General features: G+C 44.2%; 14 protein-coding genes. 9 read left to right on the forward strand and 5 right to left on the reverse strand.

The window, feature by feature from the left end:
- Window positions 1-7 precede the first annotated feature (7 nt).
- From asnA to VBY75_RS02230, 5 genes are read left to right on the forward strand one after another with little or no spacing between them, the layout of a single operon-like run.
- Window positions 8-988, forward strand: coding sequence for an aspartate--ammonia ligase (gene asnA, locus VBY75_RS02210; protein ID WP_271331343.1), 981 nt, complete (start codon window positions 8-10; stop codon window positions 986-988).
- 56 nt (window positions 989-1,044) lie between these two features.
- Window positions 1,045-1,635 (forward strand): TetR/AcrR family transcriptional regulator, encoded by a 591-nt coding sequence (locus VBY75_RS02215; protein ID WP_271331344.1) that lies wholly within the window; start codon window positions 1,045-1,047, stop codon window positions 1,633-1,635.
- A gap of 20 nt (window positions 1,636-1,655) precedes the next feature.
- Window positions 1,656-2,393 carry an SDR family oxidoreductase gene (locus VBY75_RS02220; RefSeq protein WP_222235396.1) on the forward strand — a complete coding sequence of 246 codons (738 nt, stop codon included), beginning with the start codon at window positions 1,656-1,658 and terminating at the stop codon, window positions 2,391-2,393.
- Between the two features lie 6 nt (window positions 2,394-2,399).
- Window positions 2,400-3,386 carry an LLM class flavin-dependent oxidoreductase gene (locus VBY75_RS02225; RefSeq protein WP_224797374.1) on the forward strand — a complete coding sequence of 329 codons (987 nt, stop codon included), beginning with the start codon at window positions 2,400-2,402 and terminating at the stop codon, window positions 3,384-3,386.
- A gap of 32 nt (window positions 3,387-3,418) precedes the next feature.
- Window positions 3,419-3,802: a glutaredoxin family protein gene (locus VBY75_RS02230; RefSeq protein WP_054487902.1), complete on the forward strand. Its 384-nt coding sequence runs from the start codon at window positions 3,419-3,421 to the stop codon at window positions 3,800-3,802.
- Here the strand turns inward: VBY75_RS02230 and VBY75_RS02235 are convergent.
- A complete protein-coding gene (locus VBY75_RS02235; protein ID WP_054487900.1) occupies window positions 3,799-4,632 on the reverse strand; it encodes a TIGR02285 family protein in 834 nt (277 codons plus the stop codon). The genes VBY75_RS02230 and VBY75_RS02235 overlap by 4 nt on opposite strands.
- An 11-nt stretch (window positions 4,633-4,643) precedes the next feature.
- On the reverse strand, window positions 4,644-5,513 hold the full coding sequence (locus tag VBY75_RS02240) for a hypothetical protein (protein ID WP_278358711.1): 870 nt from the start codon (window positions 5,511-5,513) through the stop codon (window positions 4,644-4,646).
- Window positions 5,514-5,591: 78 nt separating this feature from the next.
- On the opposite strand from VBY75_RS02240, the gene VBY75_RS02245 reads away from it, so the two are divergent.
- Window positions 5,592-6,083 carry an alpha/beta fold hydrolase gene (locus tag VBY75_RS02245; protein WP_416510823.1) on the forward strand — a complete coding sequence of 164 codons (492 nt, stop codon included), beginning with the start codon at window positions 5,592-5,594 and terminating at the stop codon, window positions 6,081-6,083.
- 16 nt (window positions 6,084-6,099) lie between these two features.
- Window positions 6,100-6,504, forward strand: coding sequence for an HIT domain-containing protein (locus VBY75_RS02250; RefSeq protein WP_222235392.1), 405 nt, complete (start codon window positions 6,100-6,102; stop codon window positions 6,502-6,504).
- Here the strand turns inward: VBY75_RS02250 and VBY75_RS02255 are convergent.
- Window positions 6,494-8,407, reverse strand: a complete 1,914-nt coding sequence (locus VBY75_RS02255) for a methyl-accepting chemotaxis protein (RefSeq protein ID WP_222235391.1) — start codon at window positions 8,405-8,407, stop codon at window positions 6,494-6,496. The two genes, VBY75_RS02250 and VBY75_RS02255, sit on opposite strands and share 11 nt — an antisense overlap.
- Before the next feature lie 125 nt (window positions 8,408-8,532).
- Between VBY75_RS02255 and VBY75_RS02260 the strand changes: the two genes are divergently transcribed.
- Both VBY75_RS02260 and VBY75_RS02265 read left to right on the forward strand, forming a co-directional pair.
- Window positions 8,533-9,591 carry a Fic family protein gene (locus VBY75_RS02260; RefSeq protein WP_278358709.1) on the forward strand — a complete coding sequence of 353 codons (1,059 nt, stop codon included), beginning with the start codon at window positions 8,533-8,535 and terminating at the stop codon, window positions 9,589-9,591.
- Window positions 9,592-10,133: 542 nt separating this feature from the next.
- Complete coding sequence (locus VBY75_RS02265; RefSeq protein ID WP_416510826.1) at window positions 10,134-11,411, forward strand: tyrosine-type recombinase/integrase; 1,278 nt, start codon at window positions 10,134-10,136, stop codon at window positions 11,409-11,411.
- 100 nt (window positions 11,412-11,511) lie between these two features.
- Here the strand turns inward: VBY75_RS02265 and VBY75_RS02270 are convergent, their stop codons facing one another.
- Both VBY75_RS02270 and VBY75_RS02275 read right to left on the reverse strand, forming a co-directional pair.
- Window positions 11,512-12,027, reverse strand: a complete 516-nt coding sequence (locus tag VBY75_RS02270) for a hypothetical protein (RefSeq protein WP_416510828.1) — start codon at window positions 12,025-12,027, stop codon at window positions 11,512-11,514.
- Window positions 12,028-12,088: 61 nt separating this feature from the next.
- Entirely contained in the window at window positions 12,089-12,376 is a 288-nt protein-coding gene (locus tag VBY75_RS02275) for a phage integrase N-terminal domain-containing protein (protein ID WP_416510829.1), read from the reverse strand.
- Between the last annotated feature and the right edge of the window lie 241 nt (window positions 12,377-12,617).

The raw sequence follows: 12,617 nt of genomic DNA on the forward strand, positions 1-12,617 counted from the left end.
AGTGTTTATGAAATCAAAGTACAGGTTACAGCAGGAGAAAATTCAATTTGTAAAAAGCGGCTTTACCCAGCAACTACAAAATCAACTGGGGCTTATTGAGGTGCAGTCGCCATTACTTAGTGAGCATGGTAGTGGTATTCAGGATGATCTCTCAGGTTGGGAGCAAGCCGTTTCGGTCAAGGTTAAAGCCGTGCCGGACAAAAGCTACGAAGTGGTTCACTCCTTAGCAAAATGGAAACGTTACACTTTAGGTCGCTATGGCTTTAGTGCTGGCGAAGGAATCGTTACACAGATGAAGGCACTGCGGCCTGATGAGGAAGCTTTGAGTTCAGTGCATTCGGTGTATGTTGATCAATGGGACTGGGAAAAAGTCATTACAGAGGAGCAGCGTTCACTGAACTTTTTAACCCAGACAGTTGAGAAAATTTACTCGGCTTTGCGTGAAACGGAGCGCCTGTATGCTGAGAACTATGACGCTAAAAATGTTCTGCCTGAAACTATCCATGTGGTTCATACGGAAGAGTTAATGAAAGCCTATCCGGAGCTCACGGCTAAACAGAGAGAACGCAAAATCGTAAAACAGTATGGCGCTGTGTTTTTGGTCGGTATTGGTGGTGAACTGAGTCATGGTCATGCTCATGATGCGCGCGCGCCAGACTACGATGACTGGAGCTCTGTTAATGAGCAGGGCAGTACGGGGTTAAATGGCGATATTATTGTCTGGCATCCGGGGTTGAATGACGCATTGGAGTTGTCCTCTATGGGAATACGCGTTGATCAGCAGGCGTTAAAACGACAGTTACGTTTAAGACGCCAGGAGGAAAAGCTTCAGTTAGCCTGGCACCAGTCACTTTTGGCTGACGAGCTGCCTTTAACTATTGGTGGGGGAGTAGGTCAGTCTCGCGTGGTGATGCAAATACTGCAAAGCGATCATATTGCCAAAGTTCAGTGTGGGGTATGGCCAGAGCCTATAGCTGAAGCTCTATGAGGGCTTATTTATGACTTGCCTTGAAAGTTCTAGACGACTGGTCTAATATTAAAAGCATGAAAAAGAACGATACACGACAACACATCATCACCATAGGTGCTGACCTGATTTCCATTCATGGTTTCGGCAGCACCGGTTTGAACAAAATTTTGAGTGAAGCGCAGGTACCAAAAGGCTCGTTCTATCATTACTTTAAAAGTAAGAACGACTTTGGTCTGGCGGTCATTGAAACATACGCAGAAGAGTACGAAGCGCGTATGAATGAAACTCTGGGCAACGAAAGTTTACAGCCGGTCGATCGGTTACGTTCGTACTTGCGTTGTTCAGTTGAAGATATGAAGTCGTGTGATTTTTCCAAGGGTTGTCTGATAGGCAATCTGGGGCAGGAATTGGCCTCGCAGAGCCCGCTCTTCCGTGAACGGTTAGACGATATTTTTTCTGACTGGGAGTTGCGTATTGCGCATTGTTTAAAAGCGGCGCAAGAAACACAGCAAATTAAGCCGGATGTCGACACTGAACAGATGGGCGTTTTTATCCTGTCTGGTTGGCAGGGGGCATTGCTGCGGGCCAAAGTACAACGTTCTATGCTGCCGCTGCTGCGCTTTGAAAACATGATTTTAAAGCAGTTAGGGGCAGTGGACCAATAGCGTCAACCGGAGGTAAAGCTATGTCAGAAGTACAAGATAAAGTTGTGATTATTACAGGGGCAAGCAGTGGTTTAGGTGAAGAAACAGCTCGTATGCTTGCTAAAAAAGGCGCAAAACTGATGTTAGCGGCGCGCCGTGAAGATCGCTTAAAAGAATTGACTGAGTCAATTAAAAAGGACGGTGGTCAGGCAGCTTACCGAGTAGTTGATGTGACTGACAAAGTCGCAGTTCAAAAACTGGCAGATGACACTAAAGCTGAATTTGGTCGTATTGATGTATTGATTAATAACGCTGGACTAATGCCGCTGGCGCCTCTCGATGCACTGAAAGTGGACGAGTGGGACACTATGATAGATGTGAATATTAAAGGTGTTCTATACGGTGTTGCCGCTGTGTTACCGGTCATGCGTGAACAGCACGTGGGTCATATCATCAATTTATCATCGGTTGCTGGTCAGAAAGTTTTTGCTGGCGGAACGGTATATTGTGCAACTAAGTTTGCAGTAAAAGCGATTTCTGAAGGAATTCGCCAGGAATCTAATGGTGAAATTCGTGCAACGAATATTTCGCCCGGCGCTGTAGCAACAGAACTGACGGACCACATTAGCGACAAAGACGCGAAAGCAATGGCTGACGATTTATATTCAGATGCAATTGATTCAGCTGCTATTGCTCGTGCCATTACTTTTGCTATTGAACAACCTCAGCAAGTTGATGTGAATGAAATGATCATTCGTCCAACCAAGCAAGAACTGTAATTTGTTATGAAATATTCAGTTCTTGATTTAGCGCCTGTCACGGAAGGTGGGTCAGTGGCTGAATCATTGCGTAACTCTGCTGATTTAGCCCAGCATGCAGAGCGGTGGGGGTACCACCGCTTCTGGATGGCTGAGCATCACAATATGACCGGAATCGCTTCGGCCGCAACCGCGGTTGCTTTAGGTTATGTCGCTGGTAAAACCGACAAAATTCGAATTGGCTCGGGTGGTGTGATGTTGCCTAACCATGCACCTTTTGTGGTGGCTGAACAGTTTGGTACGCTGGATGCGTTGTACCCTGGCCGTGTGGATATTGGTCTGGGCAGAGCACCTGGAACAGACGGTCGTACTTTACGAGCGCTAAGGCGTAAGCCGGACGATGCCGAGCAGTTCCCGAACGATGTCCAGGAGCTATTGGGGTATTTGGAAGAAGCCCAGGAAAGCGATGCGATTAAAGCGGTTCCCGGGTTTCAACAGAAAATTCCGGTATGGTTGTTAGGTTCAAGCACATTTGGTGCTCAGCTCGCGGCGCATTTAGGTCTGCCATACGCCTTTGCATCGCATTTTGCACCAGATTATCTACAACATGCATTAAAAGCTTACCGTGATAATTTCCGACCGTCACGTTACCTCAGTAAACCTTACGTGGCTGCGGCAATGAATATCTTTGCGGCAGATGATGAAAGTGAAGCACGTAAAATGATGAGTTCTATGCAACAGCAGTTTATTGCGTTACGTCGTGGTATGCCGGGTCCTCTAAAAGCCCCCGTGGATGATATAAGAGCGGTCGCGGCTCCGCATGAGCTGGCAGGCGCGAACCATGCGTTAACTTATACAGCAGTAGGTACCAAGGAAACGGTTCAGCGACACCTGCAACAGTTTATTGACGATACCGGAATAGATGAAATTATTCTTACCAGTCATGTGTTTGATCATGACGCCCGGTTACGCTCCTTTGAAATTGCCGCTGATGCTTTAAACGCGTTAGAATAGAGCCATCTTAAACAAGCTATTTGGTTGTATTTATGAGAATTATTATTCGTTACTTTTTCCGGGGTTTGCGACTTGTTTTGACACCCATAGTGTTATTGGTTGAAAAATTAACAACGCCAAAGGGAAAAGAACGCTCAGAACAAGAGCAAAAGCAAGTTGACGAAGCGTGCAAGTCACTTGCCTTGTATCAGTTTGCTGCGTGTCCGTTTTGTGTGAAAGTTCGCAAAGAAATAGCCCGTCTTAATTTGAACATTGAGTTACGAGACGCAAAGAATAACGATGAGCATCGCAATGCGTTATTGAATGGTGGCGGACGCGTTAAAGTGCCATGCCTGCGAATTGAAGAGGGTGATAAAGTACAGTGGATGTACGAATCTGACGATATTAACCAGTATTTAGAAAACCGTTTCGCTTAGTTTGTTCTGGGGCGGTTACTTCCCATCCACTTATCCAGAGCGCGTTGGAAGTCCGGGTCGGTTTTTATCTGAGGAATAACTCGATTGAGTTGGTTGACAGCCTTGCGGCCCCATTCATTATTGCTGCAACCAACTGCACCTTCTATGAATTCATTGTCGTACTCGGCGATTGGCAAGAATACTAATTCACTTCGTTTACTTTGAGTTTCATTGTAGTAGGTCATAATGCTGCTGTAGTCGATGGTGTAGTCGATTCGTTCGTTCACGATCATCGTTAATAGGTTAACATTTGCATTATCGCCGCTAATGAAACTAAAGTTATCTGAATCAATAAGGTGCTCTTCAAGAACAGCCTGTAATCGGCCGTATCGCCTTTCAGTGGGCTGTGCAAAGCGTAAATCCGGATCTTTCACTAACTGTGAAAATACAACGGGCTGGCCATAGTTTTTTATAATTCGAGAAGCGATGGATGCACGAGTAATAATGCCATGAGGCTGATAGAGATGAGTTGTTTCGGTGTAACTAAACTCCGAGTTGTAGTTTGTTTTTTTAATTAGGCAGGGAAAGCACAGGTTTTTATTCTTTCTCATGAGCATGGTAATTCGACGGGATGGTAACTTACGTATTTTGTGGGACAGCTCAGGGAGTTGACGCTGAAACGCTGTAACTAAGGCGTCACAAAAGCCAAGGTCTTTATATTCGCCATAAAAAATATGAAAAGGAGGCGATGAATTTACTCCCCATATAATATCTTCTTCATACGCAGCGTGACTGTTTTGACAAAGCAACAGGGTAAAAAAAAGAGCAGTTACTAGCTTTTGAAAACTCATAGAGTCTACCCTCATTTGGTTGTTAGCTCGTTTAACTTAGGCCTGTCCGTACCCAACCAGTAATCAAGGCTTTGTTGAAAATCCTTATTACGACGGATGTCATTAATGGCCTTATCAATCAATTGAGTTGCGTTCTTACCCCATTCGTTATTACTGCAACCGACAGCTCCTCTAATGACTTTGCCTTCATATTCTTTTATTGGAATAAAGCTAAGAGCTTCCTTACTCTTTTGAGCTCCCGCGTTCCGTTGGTATGACTGAATCATCATTTCGTAGTCGATGGTAAAATCAACTCTGTTAATAAGGATCATGGCAAGTAAATTGTATAACGCAAGTTCGCCATATACTTGTTTATGGTGTTTGGTACCCACCAAATGCTCATCAATAAGGTGTTGAATATCACCGTAACGGCGGCCAACAGGTTGAGCGAAACGCAATTCAGACTCGGCTAGTAGCTTTTCAAGTGACACAGGGTTGCCGTATCTCTCTGTAATGTCTTTAGCCAGAGAAGCGCGGGTAATAATGCCGTGAGGAGCGTACAAATGTGTGGTTTTGCTAAAGTAGTAGTTAGGGTTGTAGCTGGTACGGTTTATCATGCAGGGAAAGCACATGCTGCCTTCGCGTTTCATAATGGTTCGGATTCGACCATGTGGCATTTTACGAATAACCTGATCAGTATCGGGCAGTTCGGCCTTGATGGTTTCAACCAAAACATCACAAAAACCGCTATTCACTTGGTCTCCCTGCGTAATATGAAAGGGGGGAGACTCATTGACGCCAAAAATCAAGGGCGCGGACAGCTCATCTTCTTGAGCAATTGCACTGCCGCTCAATAATAAGAAACAAATTAACAGTTTCACGCTGTCTAATTTTACTGTCATGATATGGGTTAACTTTGTTACCAAATAATTAACGTTCATTCCAATTTATCTAAGCATCGAAAAATAGGCAATTGTTAAATGCAGGTTATTTTTAATCACGGTAAAGAAAGCGGTCCCTGGGGGACTAAGATCAAAGTATTAGCAAAAACAGCTGAAACTTTGGGAATGGAAGTGAGCAGTATTGATTATCAGGGCATTGATAATCCAGACCAACGTGTGGACACTTTGAAGCAAGCTATTCGCTCTATATCAGAGCCTTTTGTGCTCGTTGGTTCGAGTATGGGAGGCTATGTCGCGACTGTTGCAGCAGAAGCACCTGATTGCAAAGGCTTGTTTTTAATGGCGCCGGCCTTTTATTTAGGTGGTGAAGCCGACTTTGACAAAATAACGCCAACTTGCGTAACGGAAATTGTCCACGGCTGGAACGATGATATTGTCCCGGTAGAAAACAGTTGGCGCTACGCTAAAAGGACTCACTCGCAGTTGCACGTCGTTGATGACGACCATCGTTTAGTTGACAGCCTGCAGCAGACTAACGCACTGTTTAAACGGTTTCTTCAAACACTTTAAAAATAAGGGTGGTTTTATGTCATTCACAATAGCTCCGGAATTAGCCAGAGACAGTTACCATTTAGCTGACTGGCCATTATGTGAAGTCAGGGTAATGGATGACGGACAGTTTCCCTGGTTTTTGCTAGTGCCGAAAGTGGCCGATGTGCGCGAAGTAATTGATTTAAGTGAAGACGACCAACTGCAGTTGTTAAGAGAAAGTCGTTTTTTGTGCCATTGGTTAAAAGCAGAATACCAACCGGACAAGCTGAATGTTGCGGCGCTAGGCAATGTGGTTCCGCAGTTGCATGTGCACCACATTGCACGTTTTCAAACGGATGTTGCCTGGCCGGCTCCGATATGGGGGAAGCAGCCAATGCAACCTCTGAATGATGGGGAGGTAGCACGGCTGCAATCGGTATTTGCTGATATTACGTTTTAAACTGCTCCAGTTGGTTGCGCAGGCTATCTGCGAGTGCAGACATTTGATCACACTCGTTGTGACTGCCTTTAACCGCCGTTGAAACCTGACTGGAGAAATCGGCAATTGCCTGAATGTTCTTAGCGACGTCCTGACTGACCGATGCCTGCTCTTCCGTTGCGGTGGCAATCTGTGTGCTCATATCTGCGGTTTCCTGTATGAGCACAACTAACTCATTAAGTTTTTGATTCGCGTTCAGAATACGCTCGCTGGTGCTATCTGCTTGGGTTCGGTTGGTTTCCATAGCTGAAACGGCGGACTTAGACCCTTTTTGCAGTCGTGAAATTTTTTCCCGTATTTCTTCGGTTGACTGGCTGGTGCGTTGAGACAGGGTACGAACCTCGTCAGCGACGACAGCAAAGCCTCGTCCCGCTTCACCAGCGCGCGCTGATTCAATGGCTGCATTTAATGCCAGCAAATTGGTTTGTTCGGAAATACCCTGAATTGTATCAATCACTGTAACAATGCTGGCTACTTCATCGGCGAGCTGCTCAACTGAGCTTGCGGCACTTTGCATGGAAGTTGATAGTTCCTGCATGGTCTCCACGGCCAGTTGCAACTGCTCCTGATTCTGCGAGGTGGTCGTTCGCGACTCACTGGCATGATTGGCCGTCTGGTTTGCGTTTTCAGCTATTTCCCTGACAGTGGTTTCCATTTCGTTCATAGCCACCGCAACTTGGTCGGTTTTGTTTTCCTGTTCAGAAGACAAACCATCAATTTGCAGCATGGACTTATCAATAGTTTGTACTTTTTCATTAACTTCGTAGGCTGTATTTCGAACGTGGGTAATAATACTGCCTAAGTTGGCTATAAAAGCATTAAAGCCTTTCGCCAGGTCACCGACCTCGTCATTACTCTCTATATCTAAACGCTGAGTCAAGTCACCGCCTTCATTGGACATTCTGTTGAGGCTATTAGCGACATATTTAATAGGACGAACAATACGGCGGGCATAAAACCAACTGGCAATTACAAAGCCCAGTCCAATGACTAAACTGATAAAAACAATTGCCGTAATGGTATTGTTCAGGCCTGAATAAAGTTCATCTTCCGGCAGTTCAATGACAATTCGCCAGTCACTGTTAGGCAGGTTGGTACTGGCTACAATGAGGTCATCGCCACTTTGGCTGGTGTAATCAATTTCTACTTCATTATTACTCATTAATTTATTCGCGACTTTATTGCCGACTTCCGATGACAGCTGTCGAAAATCACTAATGCTAGGGTGAATTTGAATACGTCCCTCAGCATCTACCAGGTAAGCAATACCGTTTTCTCCCACATTAAAATCGGCAATGGCATTTTGCAGTGCTTCGAGGCTTTGCCCTATACCACCGACGCCAAGAGTGCGCCCGTTATCCTGAATACGAACGTTGACAAAAACAGTGGGAATTCCAGACTGTTCATCAACATCAAAATTAAGTTCTTGCTCGGTATTACTTTCTACAAAGTCGAAAAACCACTGGTCTCTTTCTTCGTTAGCTGAAACGGTTTTAAATAGACCTTCTGCGGTGTAATAGTTGTTACTTTCGGCGCTGACTGTAAATGCTGCCACGGCATTTCTCTGCTGGTAAATACGGTTAAGGTAGCTAACAATTTCGTTTTGATCGGTTTGCGACTCACCATTCTTTAATGCGTCAATTAAATACTGGTTATTAGCCAGTTCCTGGGAAATTAACATTGGAGTCGCTATTAATTGGCCAACTTCCCCTCTAATTTCACCCAGTGTGGCCGGGAGTTCTTGTTTGGTTACGCGCTCTTCAATTAAAGAGCGCATCATGAAGGTTGATATTCCCAGGGCGATGACAAGTAACGTGGTTAACGCAATTGCCATGCTGAGAGTGAGTTTATTCTGTAAATTCATGAGAACCTCAAATAGTTACCCGACCGCAATTATATGCGTTAAGCTGATAGATGTTGTATCGACCAGAATAATACAAATATTAGAACAAATAACGGAGAGTAACCTCTTGGGTTACTAAAAGAATAATGGCAACACCAGATTATTTGATTACCAGTCGATGCGTTAACCTAGTGGCGCAAATTAGTACTGAATTTGGACGATGGCTGGCTTTGTTAGAGTCAGAGGGTAGCGACTTAGCAGAGTTTCAGTCTCAACAAATGCCGTTGAAAGTATTTGCTTCGGTCGGCATTGAAGAACAATCACAATTGTTGCAGAACATTCGTTTAAATGAAGCTTATACGCAGTTGGCGCAGTGGAGCTTTTCTTCAGAGGCTGACTTAAAGAATGCTCATCAGTTAGTTTGTGCAGGTGTCACTCCAAGTGCTGGTAGCTATCGTGCTACCGGAATGGGCGTTTATCAGAATAATAAACTTGTACATATGACTGCGCCGGCCGGGCAAGCCCGAAAGTCGGTCAGAGATCTGCTTAACTGGCTGCAGCAAAGCGACGAACATCCATTGCTTAAAGCGGCGATATTTTTGCAGCAATTTGAGTTTATCCAGCCTTTTTCTGTGGCAAATGGTTGTATCGGGAGGCTCTGGTTTAGCCTCATTCTTGCGGACTGGCATCCGGCCGTTGCATGGTTGAGTTTTGAAGAGACATTTAAAGCCAGTAAAGATGAGTACCTTGACTGCTTAAGACGATCAATTGCAGAGAATGACAAGGTGCCGATGGTTGAATTCGTTCTGAGCTGTATGCAGCAGACAATTTCCCGCACAGTTAAATCCGAGACAGCTAAAGCGACTGCTAAAAAAGAGAGTAATGCCGCTAATGCTTTAACTCTCCAGCAAGCCGAAGGTTCGGTTAAAAGTTCGTTGTTTTGTTCGGTTAATGGTTCGGAGAAGCGAGCTTATTCTGGTGTAAATACAAGAAATATGGTTCTTAGACTACTTAATGAACAACCTGACTGGAGCGCGGCCAGAGTGGCAGAGGTGTTGAATATTTCTTCGCGGGCGGTGGAAAAACACATTTCAAAACTGAAAGATCAGGGCCTGTTAGTTCGAAAAGGTTCTGCCAGAGGAGGTTACTGGAGAGTAACAACCGAAATAGAAGAGCAATTGAGCTTGCCAGCCGACTGGAACTAAATGATTGGTTTATCTGGATGTTAGGTTGTGACTCGGTTTATTAAGTTTGTTCTTTTACGTGCTCTAGCGGCTTTTCTCGTTCTTCTCGTGCTGTTTCATGGTGTGAGTTACATTTTGTATGCTGTTGGACTCAGCTCAGAGTATCTAGGCATAGAAAATTTCAAGCGTAATTATTATATCATTGTTGCCGCAAGCCTTGGGTGGGCTTTAGGTGAATTCATTTATAAGTCAGATAAGAAGCGACGTGTTTAGATTCGTGTGGTGAATTGAATTGTTGGAAGAAGGAAATTGGTCGGCGTGAGAGGATTTGAACCTCCGACCCCTGATACCCCATGACAAATCCAAGCAAATTTAGCATTAATTTTTTTGTAATGTCCGTCCATGAAGGTAGATGTCATCCTTTTATAAGTTCATGATTAGTTTAGTATTTCTACGTCTATTTGAAGGGATTTCGGTTGTCCGTTATTGAAGGGATATGTCCCATAACAAGCGGACAGAAATTACGTTGCTACATACGTGAAACATTTGCTTGGGAAACTATTATGAACTTGCAACATAAAGAAGATATCGGGCGGGGAAATAGTAGCTTGAGTTTCAACACGAGCTCGCGGTCGATGACAAAGAAACTTACAAAAACACTTTTGAACAACGTTGATGACGAAGTTTATAGAATAAACGATCCAGAAATTAAGGGGTTACATGTCCGCTTGGGGAAGGTGGATAACGTCGGTGTCCGGTCAAAAGTCTTTTATTTATTTTATCGAACTCGAACTAAGCCTGTTCGAACAGCGAACTTCCGTATTGGAAATATCCATGAGGTTGATATAGATACAGCTCGCAATATAGCGCTTGAATGCAAGGCAAAAGTAAGAGATTGGCTTGATATACAAATGGAGCGCAAGAAGCAAGGGGCTTCAAATTTTAAGAATGACCATACTATTGCGAGCTTTTATGAAGAGTTTTTTAACAATAAAATATTAAAGGAAAGAAAGCGTCCTGAGATAGTTGAAGCAAGTTTCAAGAAGGATATTTTACCGAGAGCTGGGCATGTGGCGTTAGGGAATGTTACTAGAGAGCAACTTCACGATGATGTATTTCAACCAATAGCTACGAGAGGGGCCTCAAGCCAAGCAGGAAAGACAGTGGCTCTTATGAAACAGTTTTTTAGCTACGCGGTAGGCGTTGGCCGACTGGACGTAAATCCTTTACAAGGCGCGTCAAAAACACTGTATGCGGGCAAATACTCACCCAGAGCAGTTACCCCAAGTGTTGAAGTACTCCGAGACAGCTTGAACAAACTAGTTGCAGGAGGAATTTCACTCCAGAACCTCAATTGTTTTAAGGTTTTGTCGCTAAGTGGTGTGAGAAGTAAGGCTGAGATAACGGCCAAGTGGAAGGATATAGACTTTAAGAACGATGTCTGGAACGCGATAAATGAAAAGCAAAGCACTAAACATAACGATATATACCAGTCTGTACTAATGTCCCCAGAACTCAGAAAAGTATTCGAACATCAGGCTACTATAACTGAGCACCTAAAAAGTGAATTTGTATTTCCGCGTAAACGAGACTCGAGCACAGCTTCTACAGCCGATGGAAATATGGACACAAAGACCCTTAATCGTGCAATGAATAGAATACGTTCTAAACACGTTATTGAGCTTGCGGACTTTACACCTCACGACATACGCAGATCGATCAGAACCCACCTAATCTCCGTCAAAAATGTAGGTTCGACAGGTCGTTATTCAACGTTTAGCGTGGCATGTGCAGAACGAATATTAGGTCACTCCCTAGGAGGAATGCATCGAAGTGTATGACCAACACGATTATTTTGATGAGATGAGAGAAGCACTTTGTTATTGGGGGACATTGTATCGGGATCTCATCTGAGACCATTCATTTGTAAGAACGAGCATATTAGGTCCCTATGTAGATAGAGGTAATTTGAGTTCGCTCATGTCCGAGTTCTTTGCTGAGAGTTGCTCTATGAGCGCTATCGATATGTCGCTCCAAATCTGTCATATTTCTGCGTGAGGGGCCTCCTTGATGAGGACATTTGTATCCGCTGATTTCATAAAAACGCTCTTGGGCAAACTGATGTCTCAATCTGTGGTTCCGATCCAAACCAACTCGGGATGTTTCGTACTCGTACACTTTTAGTTGTTCCTTGAAGTTACGATCCGAAGCGATGAGAGATCTCGCTCCCAACTTCTGCCGGAGCTCAGATATTAGTGTTTTTTGCTCTGGGGGGATTATAGCAATTTCTCGTGCTTTGCCGCCTTTGGTCCATGTACTTTTTAATCGAATATGGTCACCTTTGTCTGCGTATGCAACGTTGAACATTATGCTTTCGGCTCTGCGGAGCCCGAAATGAGATTGTAAAAGCAACGAATAGCGTGTTTGGATGTCTCTCACGTTTTGAAATCTGGACATGTCCAGATCTCTCGCTTTGTTTGGTCCGACAAATACTCACCTATCAATTGAATACGACCCGTTAGAGCTGTAAAATTATATTTTGCTTGCCGATTACTCTTGATAACCAGCGTAGTTCAGACATGCGATTTTTGATTGTGGAAGAGGATAACTCTTTTCGTTTCCACTCGGTAACGAGAAATTCAACGTGCTTTGGCTTTAGTTGGTTCGGGGCTCTGAGCTTAAAGCCGCCAGTTATAAGCTCGTTTGCTATCTGATTTAAAATTCTTTTCGATGCTGTTTGCGTTGCAAAGGAGCCTCCACGATGCTTTTTTATCAATTGATTGATTGTGTAACCTAGCTGGCTCATATTCGTCTCCTCCAAATAAAATAAAGGCCCGAATATTGAGTGCGTGTGAAGTTTGGTGAGTTTTAAACCCCGCTCAAAAAGCGCACTTTTTAAGCATGATGATTCATTAAAGGGGCAAGCACTCAAGCGGCTAACTAGCCGAAGTATCAAGTTGATACAGTGGTGGGTTCGGGCATTTTTAAGTTTACGTTCTCCTCGAGGTTATTCGGCAGCCCAAGCGCCATTTGAAAGTAAAAAAATC

The sequence above is a fragment of the Idiomarina sp. HB genome (assembly GCF_048059115.1).
GTDB classification, from domain to species: Bacteria; Pseudomonadota; Gammaproteobacteria; order Enterobacterales; family Alteromonadaceae; genus Idiomarina; species Idiomarina abyssalis.